The sequence below is a fragment of the Serratia sp. GW822-FHT06D09 genome (assembly GCF_058799515.1).
On sequence record NZ_JBXALO010000002.1, the window covers coordinates 23,927 to 38,448 of the forward strand.

At 56.4% G+C, this 14,522-nt stretch carries 14 protein-coding genes; 9 read left to right on the plus strand and 5 right to left on the minus strand.

The window, feature by feature from the left end; translation table 11 throughout:
* Positions 1-232: 232 nt before the first annotated feature.
* Genes modA through modC form a run of 3 tightly spaced genes read left to right on the plus strand, consistent with a single transcriptional unit; the run spans position 233 to position 2,760 of the window.
* Positions 233-1,006, plus strand: coding sequence for a molybdate ABC transporter substrate-binding protein (modA, locus tag AC1RKG_RS03860; RefSeq protein ID WP_020825708.1), 774 nt, complete (start codon positions 233-235; stop codon positions 1,004-1,006).
* Positions 1,003-1,692, plus strand: coding sequence for a molybdate ABC transporter permease subunit (gene modB / locus AC1RKG_RS03865; RefSeq protein ID WP_259216588.1), 690 nt, complete (start codon positions 1,003-1,005; stop codon positions 1,690-1,692). Before modA ends, modB begins: the two co-directional genes overlap by 4 nt.
* Positions 1,693-2,760: a molybdenum ABC transporter ATP-binding protein ModC gene (gene modC, locus AC1RKG_RS03870; protein WP_493182100.1), complete on the plus strand. Its 1,068-nt coding sequence runs from the start codon at positions 1,693-1,695 to the stop codon at positions 2,758-2,760. It begins immediately after the preceding gene.
* Positions 2,761-2,794: 34 nt separating this feature from the next.
* Here modC and AC1RKG_RS03875 read toward each other — a convergent pair whose 3' ends face one another.
* A complete protein-coding gene (locus AC1RKG_RS03875) occupies positions 2,795-3,619 on the minus strand; it encodes a pyridoxal phosphatase (RefSeq protein ID WP_493182102.1) in 825 nt (274 codons plus the stop codon).
* Positions 3,620-3,797: 178 nt separating this feature from the next.
* Here AC1RKG_RS03875 and pgl point away from each other — a divergent pair, with 178 nt between their 5' ends.
* Positions 3,798-4,793 carry a 6-phosphogluconolactonase gene (gene pgl / locus AC1RKG_RS03880; protein ID WP_020825712.1) on the plus strand — a complete coding sequence of 332 codons (996 nt, stop codon included), beginning with the start codon at positions 3,798-3,800 and terminating at the stop codon, positions 4,791-4,793.
* A 94-nt stretch (positions 4,794-4,887) separates the two neighbouring features.
* Here pgl and AC1RKG_RS03885 read toward each other — a convergent pair whose 3' ends face one another.
* Positions 4,888-5,370, minus strand: a complete 483-nt coding sequence (locus tag AC1RKG_RS03885) for a kinase inhibitor (RefSeq protein WP_020825713.1) — start codon at positions 5,368-5,370, stop codon at positions 4,888-4,890.
* Positions 5,371-5,535: 165 nt separating this feature from the next.
* On the opposite strand from AC1RKG_RS03885, the gene AC1RKG_RS03890 reads away from it, so the two are divergent.
* On the plus strand, positions 5,536-5,937 hold the full coding sequence (locus AC1RKG_RS03890) for a YkvA family protein (protein WP_048761208.1): 402 nt from the start codon (positions 5,536-5,538) through the stop codon (positions 5,935-5,937).
* A 4-nt stretch (positions 5,938-5,941) separates the two neighbouring features.
* Here AC1RKG_RS03890 and bioA read toward each other — a convergent pair whose 3' ends face one another.
* Entirely contained in the window at positions 5,942-7,216 is a 1,275-nt protein-coding gene (gene bioA, locus AC1RKG_RS03895; RefSeq protein WP_493182104.1) for an adenosylmethionine--8-amino-7-oxononanoate transaminase, read from the minus strand.
* Between the two features lie 90 nt (positions 7,217-7,306).
* Here bioA and bioB point away from each other — a divergent pair, with 90 nt between their 5' ends.
* From bioB to bioD, 4 genes are read left to right on the plus strand one after another with little or no spacing between them, the layout of a single operon-like run.
* Positions 7,307-8,344, plus strand: a complete 1,038-nt coding sequence (gene bioB, locus AC1RKG_RS03900; RefSeq protein ID WP_020825716.1) for a biotin synthase BioB — start codon at positions 7,307-7,309, stop codon at positions 8,342-8,344.
* Positions 8,344-9,495, plus strand: a complete 1,152-nt coding sequence (gene bioF / locus AC1RKG_RS03905) for an 8-amino-7-oxononanoate synthase (protein WP_122077639.1) — start codon at positions 8,344-8,346, stop codon at positions 9,493-9,495. Before bioB ends, bioF begins: the two co-directional genes overlap by 1 nt.
* On the plus strand, positions 9,479-10,246 hold the full coding sequence (gene bioC / locus AC1RKG_RS03910; protein ID WP_128863935.1) for a malonyl-ACP O-methyltransferase BioC: 768 nt from the start codon (positions 9,479-9,481) through the stop codon (positions 10,244-10,246). The genes bioF and bioC overlap by 17 nt, the downstream gene beginning before the upstream one ends.
* The gene (gene bioD, locus AC1RKG_RS03915; RefSeq protein ID WP_493182106.1) at positions 10,239-10,919 is read left to right on the plus strand and encodes a dethiobiotin synthase; all 681 of its coding nucleotides are present in this window, start codon (positions 10,239-10,241) and stop codon (positions 10,917-10,919) included. Before bioC ends, bioD begins: the two co-directional genes overlap by 8 nt.
* A 57-nt stretch (positions 10,920-10,976) precedes the next feature.
* On the opposite strand, the gene AC1RKG_RS03920 is transcribed toward bioD, so the two are convergent.
* Together AC1RKG_RS03920 and AC1RKG_RS03925 are read right to left on the minus strand one after the other, a co-directional pair.
* Positions 10,977-12,653: a hypothetical protein gene (locus tag AC1RKG_RS03920; RefSeq protein WP_493182108.1), complete on the minus strand. Its 1,677-nt coding sequence runs from the start codon at positions 12,651-12,653 to the stop codon at positions 10,977-10,979.
* 169 nt (positions 12,654-12,822) lie between these two features.
* The gene (locus AC1RKG_RS03925) at positions 12,823-13,533 is read right to left on the minus strand and encodes an ATP-binding cassette domain-containing protein (protein ID WP_041414306.1); all 711 of its coding nucleotides are present in this window, start codon (positions 13,531-13,533) and stop codon (positions 12,823-12,825) included.
* Between the last annotated feature and the right edge of the window lie 989 nt (positions 13,534-14,522).

Sequence of the window (14,522 nt, forward strand, 5' to 3'; positions counted from 1 at the left end):
CTAAATAATTCGAGTGACTTGTAGGCGGCAACGCAGTGAATCCCCAGGAGCTTACTCTGGTAAGTGACCGGGGTGAACGAGGAGAGCCAACACCCAAGCAGCTTGAAGTATGACGGGTATATCAAGATATCTCACACCCTGCCGATAAACCGCATGACAAGCTTCTGCGCGACGTTATATTATTTTTTATATAACGAAGAGTGATAATGCACGTTAACTTGCGGAGAAAACAATGAAACAGCAATGGACTAAGTGGGTCGGCGGTATCGTATTGGCATCCGGTATGGTTATGCAGGCATCGGCAGCGGATAAAATTACCGTTTTTGCGGCCGCCTCGCTGACTAACGCACTGCAGGATATCGCGACCCAATACCAGAAAGGCAAGGATGTGCAGGTGGTTTCCTCATTCGCCTCCTCTTCCACGCTGGCGCGCCAGATTGAGCAGGGCGCCCCGGCCGATCTGTTTATCTCTGCCGATCAGCAGTGGATGGATTACGCCATCGACAAACAGCAAATGGTCAAAGACACCCGTTATACCCTGTTGGGCAACGAACTGGTGCTGATCGCGGCAAAAGACGCCAAACCGGCTAAAATCACGCTCGACAAGCAAACCGACTGGGCAAAACTGCTCAATGGCGGCCGCCTGTCGGTGGGTGATCCGGATCACGTGCCTGCCGGCATTTATGCCAAGGAAGCGCTGCAGAATCTCGGAGCCTGGACCGCGCTGGAACCTAAGTTGGCCCGGGCCAACAACGTACGCAGCGCCATGGCACTGGTAGAACGTGGCGAAGCGCCATTGGGCATTGTTTATGGTTCAGACGCGGTAGCCAGTGATAAAGTCAGCGTGGTGGCCATCTTCCCGGAAGACAGCCACAAACCGGTGGAATACCCGATGGCGATTGTGAAAGGTCATCAAACCCCGGCCGTCAGCGCGTTCTACAGCTACCTGAAGAGCCCGGAAGCGGCTGCTATTTTCAAACATTATGGATTCTCCCCGCGTAAATGATCCTGAGTGATTACGAGTGGCAGGCCGTTGAACTGAGCCTGAAAGTGTCCGCCCTGGCGGTGGTGTGCAGTTTACCCTTTGGCATTCTGATGGCCTGGGTACTGGTACGCTGCCGCTTCCCGGGTAAATCGCTGCTGGACAGTATTATTCACCTGCCGCTGGTACTACCACCGGTGGTGGTCGGCTATTTATTGCTGATCGCCATGGGGCGGCGCGGCGTGATTGGCGAATGGCTGTATGACTGGTTTGGCTTCAGTTTCAGCTTTAGCTGGCGCGGTGCGGCGCTGGCTTCTGCCGTGGTGGCGTTCCCGCTGATGGTGCGCGCCATCCGGTTGGCGCTGGAGGCGGTGGATACCCGGCTGGAGCAGGCTGCCCGCACCCTGGGGGCCAACCCGTGGCGGGTGTTTTTCACCATCACGCTGCCGCTGTCGCTGCCCGGCGTGATTGTCGGTGTGGTATTGGCCTTTGCCCGTTCTCTGGGCGAGTTCGGCGCCACCATTACCTTTGTTTCCAACATTCCCGGCGAGACGCGCACCATACCGCTGGCGATGTATACCCTGATTGAAACGCCGGGGGCTGAAGCCGCCGCCGCGCGCCTGTGCGTGATTGCCATAGTGCTGTCACTGCTTTCACTGATGGTTTCCGAGTGGCTGGCCCGCTGGGGTCGTAAACGGATGGGCGTGTAAATGCTGGAGCTGGATTTCTCCCAACGCCTTGGGGATTTAAACCTTAACGTGCGCGCCGATCTGCCCGCGCAGGGCATCACCGCGATTTTTGGCCTGTCGGGTGCGGGTAAAACTTCCTTAATCAATGCCATTGGCGGCCTGACGCGCCTGCAGCAAGGCCGCATTGTGCTCAATGGCCGTACGCTGGTGGATACCGCCAGCGGCCTGTGCCTGCCACCGGAGAAGCGGCGGATTGGCTACGTGTTTCAGGACGCGCGCCTGTTCCCGCATTATCGGGTACGTGGCAACTTGCAATACGGTATGGCGACCAGTATGCGTGCTCAGTTCGACAACATTGTTGAATTGCTGGGTATCGGACCCTTGCTCAACCGCCTGCCGTTGACGCTGTCCGGCGGTGAAAAACAGCGGGTGGCGATTGGTCGCGCTTTATTGACCGCGCCGGAGTTGCTGCTGATGGATGAACCTCTGGCGTCGCTGGACCTGCCGCGCAAGCGCGAACTGCTGCCGTATCTGGAGCGGTTGGCTCAGGACGTCAATACGCCGATCCTTTATGTCAGCCACAGCATGGATGAAATTCTGCGTTTGGCCGAGCAGGTGATGGTGCTGGATAACGGTCAGGTAAGGGCATTCGGCGGGCTGGAAGAAGTGTGGGCCAGCAGCGCACTGCGGCCATGGTTGCAGCGTGAAGATCAAAGCAGCGTGCTGCGCGTTAGCGTAATTGAACATCATGCGCGCTACGCCATGACGGCCCTGGCGTTGGGCGACCAACGCCTGTGGGTCAGCGGAGTCGATGCCGCGTTGGGCGCTCAACTGCGCATCCGAATTAACGCCGCCGACGTTTCATTGGTGCTGCAGCCGCCGGTCAACAGCAGTATCCGCAACGTACTGCCGGCCAAGGTGAGCGCGTGCCTGGACGTGGATGGGCAGGTGGAGGTGAAACTGGCGGTGGGAGAGAGCGTGCTGTGGGCGCGTATTACGCCGTGGGCGCGTGATGAGTTGGCGATCCGACCGGGTCAATGGTTGTATGCGCAGGTGAAAAGCGTGTCGATCAGCCGCGAGGCGCGTTAAATAGCGCCCTCCCCGCGGGGAGGGCAATCACGAATTACTGACCCAGCACGCGCGTGCGGATCACCTCGGCGATGCCGGGCTGCAGGTGATCGGCGATCACCAAATCGGCGCGTTGCTTGATAGCGTCGTCGGCATTGCCCATCGCCACGCCCAGGCCTACCGCTTCCAGCATGCTGAGGTCATTGTAGTTATCCCCGAACGCCACCACCTGATCCATGCTCAGGCCCTGCGACTCGACCCACTGCTGCAGGCGTTTCCCTTTGCTGTTACCGCCTTTGGCGATATCGACCTGATCGTGCCACGACCATTCGCAGGCCAGCCCCAGCTCTTTTTCCACCGTTTCGGCAAACTGGCGCAGAGCGGGAATATCGGCGTGCGAAGTGGCGAATTTCCAGATGGATTGTGCTTCATCGGCCGCCTGTACCAGGCTGTTGACCTGCAACAGCGTTGGGCGCTGCTCCGGCGGCAGGGTTTCCGCCCAGGCAAGTGAACGGGTGACGTGGCCGCTGGGTTCCTGATACAGCATGGCGTCGTCCACGTACATCAGGCCGTGAATGCCGCTTTGTTTCAGCATTTGCAGCACCAGTTTGGCCTGATCTTTGGCCAGCGGATCGGCGGCCAGCACTTTTTGCTGCTGGAAGTCATACAGATAGGTGCCGTTGCAGCAGATTGCCGGGGTGTCTATCTCCAGCGCCTGATAAAACGGGTGGATCGCCACGTGATGGCGGCCGGTGACGACAATCACTTTGATACCGGCAGCGCGCGCTTGCGCCAGGGCAGCCAGCGACTGCGGTAAAATGCGTTTTTGGTTGTCCAGCAGGGTGCCATCCAGATCGAGGGCAATGACGCGGTAGCTCATAGGGATCTCATTATCGTTAGCAACAAAATTAAACCGATGGTACACCGGATAAGCGATGGATAAAACAGCACAGATTTCCTCAGCAACACAGGGTTGTTATGTCACGGATGTGAGGTAAGCTAGGGGAAACCGAAAAACCTGAAACCGGTTTCTCTCTTACCCTATTCAAGGAGAACACATGAAGCAAATCGTTTATGTCGCCAGCCCGGAAAGCCAACAAATTCACGTCTGGCAGTTAGGCGATGCAGGGGCCCTGGCGCTGCTGCAAACCGTCGAAGTCCCGGGTCAGGTGCAACCGATGGCGATCCACCCGGACCGAACGCACCTGTACGTCGGCGTGCGCCCGGCGTTCGGCATTGTCAGCTACCGCATCGAGGCGGACGGCACGCTGCAACAGGCGGGCATGGCACCGCTGCCGGGCAGCCCGACCCATATCTCCACCGATTTGCAGGGGCGTTATCTGTTCTCCGCCTCCTACAGCGGTAACTGCGCCAGCGTCAGTCCGATCGGCCATGACGGCGTAGTGGGCGCACCTCTTCAGCAGATTGACGGGTTAACTGCGCCGCACTCGGCCAATATCGATCCGACCAATCAGCTGCTGCTGGTGCCTTGCCTGAAAGAAGATCGCATTCGTCTGTTCAATTTGGATCAACAGGGTGAACTGACGCCGCATGCTCAGGAAGCGGTTGCAACCGCCGCCGGTGCTGGCCCGCGCCACATGGCATTCCACCCTAACGACAAATTTGCCTACTGCGTCAACGAACTGGACGGCACGGTAGACGTGCTGGCCATCAGTGAAAACGGCGCTAAATACACCCTGGCGCAAACGCTGGATATCATGCCTGCCGATTTCAACGGCACCCGTTGGGCGGCGGATATTCACCTCACGCCGAATGGCCGCTTCCTCTACACCAGCGACCGCACCGCCAGCATTTTGACCATTTTCAGCGTCTCCGAAGATGGCAGCACCCTGTCGGTCGTTGGCTACCACCCGACTGAAGAGCAGCCACGCGGCTTCAACATCGACCACAGCGGCCGCTTTGTGATCTCGTCCGGCCAGAAGTCCGATCATATCGGGGTATATGAAATCGATCAGGCCAGCGGCAAGCTGACCACTCTGGCACGTTACCCGGTGGGTAAAGGCCCGATGTGGGTAAGCGTATTAGCGAAGTAAATGATACCCGGTTGCCGTAAGGGTGAATGAATAATGAGGGCGCAGCTTGCTGCGCCCCTACAGTCTCTCGGGTTGGGGTTGTTTTTCCCGAAAATCAGCTGTATTTCACCGTCAGCGTGGCGCTGCCAAGGCTATGGAAGTGCACGTTGAAACCGACCAGCGCGCCGCTGGAACCTTCATCCACCTCAATACTTTCTACGTCCAGTGCGTGGACGGTGAAGTGATAGCGGTGGCTTTCTCCCTGCGGTGGCGCCGCGCCGCCATAGCCGGCGGAACCAAAATCGGTGCGGGTCTGCACGGCGCCGGCCGGTAAGCCGCCCTTGCCGGAACCTGCGCCCTGCGGCAGTTCACGCGTGGCAGCCGGGATATTGGCTACCACCCAGTGCCACCAGCCGGAGCCGGTCGGGGCATCGGGATCGTATACCGAAATCACGAAACTCTTGGTGCCTTCCGGCACACCGTCCCAGGCCAGATGCGGCGACAGATTATCGCCATGATAGCCCATGCCGTTGAATACCTGGCGCTCCGGCATTTTCGCGCCGTCCTGCAAATCGTTGCTGTACAAACGAAAGCTCATAATGACTCCATTGGTCGGTAAAAGCTGAATGCCTAAGCTAGACCTTTTTGACGTAATAACACAAGCCTCATTGCGCCTCGCCAGCGGCCTGCTCTATGAGTTATCCTCGTTAACGCCGAAGCTACATACGCGACATCAATAATTCACAGATCGATACAAGCAATCATGATTTCATTAAAAAAACGCACGCCGTGGTTTGGTTGGCTGCGCCGCTGGGCCAAGGGCATCAAGCGCGACATTTATGCTCTTTGGCTGGCCGCCCGTGACCGGCGCACGCCCTGGTATGCCAAATTGATCGCCCTGCTGGTGGCGGGTTATGCGGTATCGCCTATCGATCTGATCCCGGACTTTATTCCGGTGCTGGGCTATCTGGACGACGTGATTATTGTGCCGCTGGGCATAATGCTGGCGGTGCGGTTGATCCCCAAGCCGCTGATGGTGGAGTTCCGCGAGAAGGCGCAAAGGCGTATCGACAATCCTACCGGGCGGATGGCGGCGGTAATGATCATTTTGCTGTGGGTGTTGTGTCTGGTATTGCTGGCCCGTTATCTGGACCAGCATTGGTAATCTGTTATTGGACCGCGGCGGTGACTGCGGCGGTCAATTTGCTGAGCTGTTCAGGCTCGATGATGTAAGGCGGCATTAAATAAATCAGTTTGCCGAACGGGCGGATCCACACGCCGCGCTCGACGAATCCGCGCTGTAGCTGCGCCATATCCACCGGCTCGCGCATTTCCACTACGCCAATCGCCCCCAATACCCGCACGTCCGCTACTTTTGGCTGCATTTTCAGCGGCAATAGCTGCTGTTTCAACTGGGTCTCGATGGCGGCCACCTGCTGTTGCCAGCGATTTTCCGCCAGCAGCGACAGGCTGGCATTCGCCACCGCGCAGGCCAAAGGATTGCCCATAAAGGTAGGACCGTGCATAAAGCAGCCCGCAGCGCCGTTGCTGATGGTTTCCGCCACGTGGCGGGTGGTCAGGGTGGCGGAAAGCGTCATATAGCCGCCGGTCAACGCCTTGCCCAGACACAGAATATCCGGTACTACCTCGGCATGTTCACAGGCGAACAGCTTGCCGGTGCGCCCGAAACCGGTAGCGATCTCGTCGGCAATCAGCAGCACCTGATAGCGGTCACAGAGTTCGCGTACCCGTTTAAGGTAAGTCGGGTGATAGATGCGCATGCCGCCTGCCCCCTGGACTACCGGTTCCAGGATCACCGCCGCCACTTCACCGGCGTGTTGTTCCAGCAGCGCGGCGAACGGGGCGATATCATTTTCATCCCAGGCCTGATTGAAACCGCACTGCGGCGCGGTAGCGAACAGGTGCGGCGCGAGATAGCCCTGATACAGGCTGTGCATCGAGTTGTCCGGATCGCATACCGACATCGCGCCGAAGGTATCGCCGTGATAGCCGTGACGCAGGGTCAGAATGCGCTGCCGCCGTTCCCCGCGCGCTTGCCAGTATTGCAACGCCATCTTCAGCGACACTTCCACCGCCACCGATCCGGAATCCGCCAGGAACACGCATTGCAGCGCTTCCGGCGTCATAGCGACCAACTTGCGACACAGTTCAATCGCAGCGGGGTGGGTAATGCCGCCGAACATCACGTGCGACATCTTTTCCAACTGCTGCGTGGCGGCCAGGTTCAATTGCGGGTGGTTATACCCGTGAATGGCCGCCCACCAGGACGACATACCGTCAATCAGGCGTCGGCCATCGGCCAACTGTAGTTCAACGCCGCTGGCGGCCTCTACCGGATAACAGGGCAGTGGGTGGCTCATCGAGGTGTAAGGGTGCCAGATATGGCGCTGATCGAATTCCAGGTCGGAGTCAGTGACAGACATACTTGTAAACCAAATCATGTGTGTAATGGTTGACAGTATATCCACAATATCTAAACTGACGACACTTTTTTCATTTTTGGAGACGCCGTGATGGCCGATCGCATTCACTGGACAGTGGGTCTCGCCCAGACCCTGTTTGATAAACCCCTGCTTGAGTTATTGTTTGAAGCCCAGACGGTTCACCGCCAGCATTTTGATCCGCGTCAGGTGCAGGTGAGCACGCTGTTATCAATCAAAACCGGCGCCTGTCCCGAAGACTGCAAGTACTGTCCGCAGAGCTCCCGCTACAAAACCGGCCTGGAGTCGGAGCGGTTGATGCAGGTGGAACAGGTGCTGGAATCGGCGCGCAAGGCCAAGGCAAACGGATCGACCCGCTTCTGTATGGGCGCGGCGTGGAAAAACCCGCACGAGCGCGATATGCCTTACCTGCAGCAGATGGTGCAAGGCGTGAAGGCCATGGGGATGGAAACCTGCATGACCCTGGGCACGCTGGATGGCTCACAGGCGGAACGCTTGGCCGAAGCCGGGCTGGATTATTACAACCACAACCTGGATACCTCGCCGGAATTCTACGGCAATATCATCACCACCCGTAGCTATCAGGAACGCCTGGATACGTTGGGCAAGGTGCGTGGTGCGGGTATCAAAGTCTGCTCCGGCGGCATCGTTGGGCTGGGAGAAACGGTGCGTGACCGCGCAGGGCTGCTGGTACAGTTGGCCAATCTGCCCACGCCGCCGGAGAGCGTGCCGATCAACATGCTGGTGAAGGTTAAGGGGACGCCGCTGGCGGACAACGACGACGTCGATCCTTTTGATTTCATTCGCACTATCGCAGTGGCACGCATCATGATGCCGTCTTCTTACGTGCGTCTTTCAGCCGGTCGCGAGCAGATGAACGAACAAACCCAGGCGATGTGCTTTATGGCCGGTGCCAACTCCATCTTCTACGGCTGCAAGCTGCTGACCACGCCAAACCCGGAAGAGGACAAGGATCTGCAATTGTTCCGCAAGCTGGGCCTCAACCCGCAGCAGACCGAAACCGAGCACGGCGACAACCAGCAACAAGAAGTGCTGGCTGCGCGCCTGATGCAGGCCGATACCGCTGAGTTTTACAACGCGGCGCTGTAATGAGCTGGCAACAACGTATTGAACAGGCGCTGGAGGAGCGGCAACAGAGTGCCGCTTACCGCCACCGTTTAGTGAATCAGGGCGGCAATGGCCGCCATCTTCAGCTTAACGACCAACGCTACCTGAATTTTTCCGGCAATGACTATCTGGGCCTGAGCCAGAATGCGCAGGTGATCGCTGCCTGGCAGCAGGGTGCGCAGCAATATGGCGTGGGGTCCGGCGGTTCCGGCCACGTCACCGGTTTTTGTACTGCACATCAGGCGCTGGAACAACAATTGGCGCAGTGGTTGGGCTATCCGCGCGCGCTGCTGTTTATCTCTGGCTATGCCGCCAATCAGGCGCTGCTGGCGGCGCTGATGCAGGACGAGGATCGCATCCTGGCCGATCGGCTTAGCCACGCCTCGCTGCTGGAGGCGGCAGCTCACTCACCGGCCCAACTCCGACGCTTTCGCCATAACCAACCGCAGGCGTTGGCCGATTTGCTGGCAAAACCCTGCGGCGGCCAGACATTGGCGGTCACCGAAGGGGTATTCAGCATGGACGGCGACAGTGCCCCTTTGGCAGAGCTGCATCGTTTGACCCGCGAGGCAGGCGCCTGGCTGATGGTTGACGACGCACATGGCATTGGCGTTCAGGGTGAACAGGGGCGCGGCAGTTGCTGGCAGCAGGGCGTACGGCCCGAGTTGTTGGTGGTCACTTTCGGCAAAGCCTTTGGCCTCAGTGGCGCTGCGGTCCTGTGCGATGAATCTACGGCCGAATACCTGTTGCAGTTTGCCCGCCATCTGATTTACAGCACGGCGATGCCGCCGGCACAGGCCTGTGCGCTGCAGGCAGCGTTGCATTGTATCCAGCAGGGTGACGAATTACGCACGCGGTTGAACACGAATATTCAGCGATTTCGCCAGGGGGCGGCCCAGTTGTCGCTGACGTTGACGGAGTCTCTAACCGCCATTCAGCCGTTGTTGGTGGGGGATAATCAGCGAGCGCTTGATTTGGCGCAGCACCTGCGTGCGCAAGGCCTGTGGGTGAGTGCGATCCGCCCGCCAACGGTACCGCCGGGCGGTGCGCGTTTGCGTATTACCCTGACGGCGGCGCATCAGCCACAGGATATCGATCGTCTGCTGGAGGTATTGCATGACGTCAGCGTTTGAACAGGTTAACAAGCAAGCGGTCGCCTCGGCCTTTAGCCGCGCGGCCGTGAGTTATGACGCGGTGGCGGTATTACAGCGTGATGTGGGTGAGCGCTTACTGGGGATGGCGCAGGATCACCGGGGCGAGCAACTGCTCGATGCCGGCTGTGGCACCGGTTATTTCAGCCGCCGCTGGCGCGAACTGGGCAAGCAGGTGACGGCGCTCGATTTGGCACCGGGTATGCTGGCCTTTGCCCGCCAGCAGCAGGCAGCGGATCATTATCTGCTGGGCGACATCGAAAATGTTCCCTTAGCCGATGCTGCCGTGGATATCAGTTTCAGCAGCCTGGTGGTGCAATGGTGCAGCGATCTGCCGCGGGCGTTGGCAGAGTTGTACCGCGTTACCCGCCCGGGCGGCGTGATTTTATTTTCCACCCTGGCTGAAGGTTCGCTGCATGAATTGGGTGACGCCTGGCAGCAGGTGGACGGTGAGCGCCATGTTAATGATTTTCTGCCGCTGGCGCAGATTGAGGCGGCCTGTGCGGGTTATCGCCATCACCTGCAGGCGGAATGGCAAACCCTGAATTACCCGGACGTAATGGCGTTGATGCGATCCCTCAAGGGGATAGGTGCGACCCATTTGCATCAGGGACGAGAGGCTGGGTTACTGTCCCGACAGCGCCTCGCCGCCTTGCAGGCAGCCTATCCCTGCCGTCGTGGACAATTTCCGCTCAGCTATCATCTGGTTTATGGAGTGATTTATCGTGATTAAGCGTTGGTTTGTCACCGGCACCGATACCGAAGTGGGCAAAACCGTGGCCAGCAGTGCCTTGCTGCAGGCAGCCAATTTGGCGGGTTACCGCACGGCCGGCTACAAGCCGGTAGCTTCAGGCAGCGAGATGACCACGGAAGGGCTACGTAACGGCGATGCGTTGGCATTGCAGGCCAATAGTTCGGTGGCGCTAAGCTATGGCGAAGTAAACCCTTATGTGTTTGCAGAACCGACCTCACCGCACATTGTCAGCGCCGACGAAGGGCGGCCGATCGAACTGGCTCAGCTTTCCACCGGGTTACGTCACCTGGAGCAGCGGGCCGAGTGGCTGTTGGTCGAAGGCGCCGGGGGCTGGTTTACGCCGCTTAGTGAGCAACATACCTTTGCCGACTGGGTGCAGCAGGAACAACTGCCGGTCATTTTGGTGGTGGGAATACGGCTGGGCTGCATCAACCATGCCGTGCTGACCGCACAGGCTATCCGGCAGGCGGGATTGCCGCTGGTCGGTTGGATCGCCAATGACGTCTGCGCACCGGGTCGCCGCCATCAGGAATATATGGCCACGCTGCGGCGCATGTTACCGGCCCCGTTGCTGGGGGAGATCCCCCATCTGCCCGAAGCCGAACGGCAGGCGCTGGGGCAGTATCTGGATTTGAGCGTTTTACCCCTTTAAGCGTTAGATCCTCCGTCCAGGGTATTCGCCATGGACGGAGATCGGCTGGTTGCCTATTTACATGGCGGTGATGCAAGCGTTATCCACGTATAAAACCCCGTTTTTAGCTAAAGCATACAAATTGAATGACAAGATAACGTGAGTTGCCCAAACCGGCACTTTTCGCCTGTTGCTATTAAATCGGTATTCTTTGAATTCGAGATAATCATTGGTGTTTAGCATGCCATCCCAGGCGGCGGCATCCGATTTCGCGATGATCGACACACCATTGCTTTCGGTTTCCTGAATACAGGCATAGTGCAGCGTGGAAAATAAATTGCCGGTGCCGCCATTCAGTGTTTTCAGGGTAAAACAAGCACCTAACTGTTCATATTGCGATACTGGCACAATCAACCTTAGGCCCGCATTGGCGTTGGTATTGCCCAATTTTGTCACTTTTAACGCATTACTGCCGTTAGTGCCTGCACCGGATTCGATGGCGATAGTGATGGCGTCTGAGGTGAAGGGATCGCTGACGCTACCGCCAGAGACTTCCCAACCTATAGGTTTCGTCGTGAATGAAAAACTTCCGTCTTTAATCTTGTTATTATTCATGGTGGTTAAAGTTTGAAGACCTTTGCCTCCGCCGCCACCATCGAGGCGGCTATTACGGATCACGAAGTCACCGGTGCCGCCGAAATAACGTCCTGTCGTGGTTCTCACACCATAAAATTTGACATTTTCGACGATAATTCCACTGCTGCCAGCTTCAGCAAAAAAACAGTATTCTTTGGTCAGGGGGCCTTCCAGCGTAATAATTTCACCCCCCTGAATAAGTAGCGAGGCGTTTTGGTTGGCACTACAGCGGAACGGGAAATCAGTAAGCGGACTATTTTCATTATTGAACTCGATATGGCAACCGTGCAATTCGACGCTCCCCGCTTGCACATTTACAATAGCACCAGCGTAATCTATTGATGTACCGAAAAAACGAAATGCACCGTTCGGATTCTGGTTGCCAATGGCCAGACCTTGCGAGTTACCGAGTGTACCGCCAAAGAAGTTAATCCCTTCGCCAAAGTTTTTAGCACCGGATTCAGCGGATGGCATATGTACACATTCATAACAACGGATGACCTCACAGGCGTAGTGATGTCCAATATAGGCGTTAGCGCCAAAATACATACCGTAATAAAAACCAGAAATATACACGTTATTAACGGAAAAGTTCCCCAGCAGGCCTCCCAGCAGATTTCCTTGTGGATCTTTTTTTTCTGGCGAATCAAACAAGATCCCGTCAATAAAGTTGTATTCGTCTTTTTTTTCATCTGCCATATCAGGTAACGCAGTTTTTTTCTTTGCACCGATCCCTTTGACGCTAAAGTTTTTTAAGATTGGCGCTGGCCGAATGGGGACACCATTATCCAGTGCGAGCGAGGTCGCATAGCAACGCATAAAGTAGTTGTGATCGTTTTCAGTGCCACTTGGAATGTTAGTGGTGATTTTTACACCATTGCCGTCAATATAAACGAAGCCAACGTCGATATCTGTCTTGGGGGCTATCCAGGTCTCAAACGGGGAGGCGAATTTTACGGTTGTCGGTCTTTTTAAGGTGTCTTTAATGAAGGTTTGCGCTTTGACCAGCTCGTCGCGCGACTTGACGTAAATACCCGCCACATCGAGACGCTCTTTTAGCGTCCAGGCTTTACTGTTCAGATCGCTATATTGGATAAATTGTGCATCATTATCAGCCATGATCTAACCCTCGATTCAAGTATATTGGATGTGAAAACCCGTTGAATATGGAGGGAGTGTCTGACCACTTCCAGTCTCTATCGTTCTGTCTGCGTTGGTACAACGGCAGAGGTGTTAATTCAGCATCGGCTAATTAAAAGCAGGGACGCATTATTTGCGTCCCTGCTTATCACACCGCCAGATAGGCATTGATCAAGTCCTCATCCAACTGTTCCAGCGTACCATCCGCCACGCTGCGGCCCTTATCCATCAGGCAAAAGCGATCTGCCACGCGGCGGACAAAGGGCAGTTTGTGCTCCACCAGCAGGATAGTCATGCCCAGTTCCCGGTTAAGTTTGCGGATCACGTTGCCGATATCGGCGGCGATAGACGGTTGAACACCGCTGGTGGGTTCGTCGAGGATCAGCAGCTCTGGTTCCAGTACCAGTGCGCGGCCAATCGCCAGCTGCTGCTGTTCGCCGTCGCCCAAATCGCCGGCCCGACGTCCGCGCATCTCCCTCAGGTTGGGAAACAGGTTATAAATCAACGGCGGGATGCGGCGGGATTTATCACGTCCGGCCATCAGCGCCACCTGCAGGTTTTCCTCAACGCTGAGTTGTGAAAATATCTGTCGCCCCTGGGGAACGTAGCTGATCCCCAGCTCCGTTCGGGTTTCTACCGGCTGCTGCAGCAGATTTTGCGGGGGTTCGTCTGCCAACTGCCAGGTCATGCTGCCGCTGACCACCGGCAAATGACCCATAATGCAGTTGACCAGCGTGGTTTTGCCGACGCCGTTACGGCCGATAAGCACCGTACATTGGCCACGCGGCAGTTCCAGATTGATATCCCACAGGGTATGGTTTTGCCCATAAAACTGATTCACTGACCTTAAACTCAACATCCGGCATTCTCCTCAAAGACCTGTCTTCCACTCGTGGTTGTACGCCCATAGCGGGCGTCGGCGTAACGCGGCGTTAACAGGCCGCGCCGATTTCACCCGCCGGAACCGCAGGGCGGCCGGTGCAGGGAAGGGGGACGAACCCCTTCTTCCTCGCTTAATCCACTCCCTACTGCGATTTCCGCCTTAGCGGTTTCTTTCCCGAGTGTTTCAATGTCTGGGACAAAATGCTGATCTGCTACCTTCAACGAGGTAGTTAAGTTTTGACTTAAGCAAGCAATACATAGGTGAAAATGGCACCTAAAGGCCATTCGTTAGCGCTCTCTCATGTTTATGTCGCCAATGTCAGTTGATTCGCATTGGCGTGACGCTAAACCCCGAGCAGCTCATTCTGCCGTTTCGGGGCGTAGATTTCCCCGAGCCCACTTTCGCCGTCAAAGGGTAATGCAACCCTTGGGCCAACTTTTTGAACGCTGTAAATCAGAGATTGTTATTGCCTTGTTAACGGCCTGGCGCGCCAGACGTGGGCTGGGTGGAATAGCGGAAAATAGCGGGAAAGTTAACACGGACGATTTTTGCACTCTTCCGGTGCTGAGCAGAAGAGTTATGGTGCAAGCTATTTCATCGCTCGCCGCAAGATGCAGCAAAGGAAGGTAACAATGGGACAAATCTGTTTTTGGCAATGGGTCTTTTTAGCATTAATCGGCATAAACAAAGCGATATTTTTGTGAAAAAATAACTAAAAAAGCCATCTTGGCGAGAAGAAACGCCAAAAAGCGTTCTTTCTGCAACTCCCGCCGGGGGCGGGGCGGTGAGAGTTATCCACTATTCCTGTGGATAACCTTGTGCATTAGATTTAGAAAACCGGTTTAAAGCGAGAGCGGACGCGGGTTCTGTTCGCTTTGTCCGCAATCTCGTCTTTTTTATAAAATCATTATTAATCAATAAATTAACTAAAATCAAGCGGCCTCTGTATTGATGAAGTGCCTATG

Bases quoted from the DNA above. Each gene is read 5' to 3' on its own strand.
- modA (WP_020825708.1), top strand. From the start codon at position 233: ATGAAACAGCAATGGACTAAGTGGGTCGGCGGTATCGTATTGGCATCC.
- modB (WP_259216588.1), top strand. From the start codon at position 1,003: ATGATCCTGAGTGATTACGAGTGGCAGGCCGTTGAACTGAGCCTGAAA.
- modC (WP_493182100.1), top strand. From the start codon at position 1,693: ATGCTGGAGCTGGATTTCTCCCAACGCCTTGGGGATTTAAACCTTAAC.
- AC1RKG_RS03875 (WP_493182102.1), bottom strand. From the start codon at position 3,619: ATGAGCTACCGCGTCATTGCCCTCGATCTGGATGGCACCCTGCTGGAC.
- pgl (WP_020825712.1), top strand. From the start codon at position 3,798: ATGAAGCAAATCGTTTATGTCGCCAGCCCGGAAAGCCAACAAATTCAC.
- AC1RKG_RS03885 (WP_020825713.1), bottom strand. From the start codon at position 5,370: ATGAGCTTTCGTTTGTACAGCAACGATTTGCAGGACGGCGCGAAAATG.
- AC1RKG_RS03890 (WP_048761208.1), top strand. From the start codon at position 5,536: ATGATTTCATTAAAAAAACGCACGCCGTGGTTTGGTTGGCTGCGCCGC.
- bioA (WP_493182104.1), bottom strand. From the start codon at position 7,216: ATGTCTGTCACTGACTCCGACCTGGAATTCGATCAGCGCCATATCTGG.
- bioB (WP_020825716.1), top strand. From the start codon at position 7,307: ATGGCCGATCGCATTCACTGGACAGTGGGTCTCGCCCAGACCCTGTTT.
- bioF (WP_122077639.1), top strand. From the start codon at position 8,344: ATGAGCTGGCAACAACGTATTGAACAGGCGCTGGAGGAGCGGCAACAG.
- bioC (WP_128863935.1), top strand. From the start codon at position 9,479: ATGACGTCAGCGTTTGAACAGGTTAACAAGCAAGCGGTCGCCTCGGCC.
- AC1RKG_RS03920 (WP_493182108.1), bottom strand. From the start codon at position 12,653: ATGGCTGATAATGATGCACAATTTATCCAATATAGCGATCTGAACAGT.
- AC1RKG_RS03925 (WP_041414306.1), bottom strand. From the start codon at position 13,533: ATGTTGAGTTTAAGGTCAGTGAATCAGTTTTATGGGCAAAACCATACC.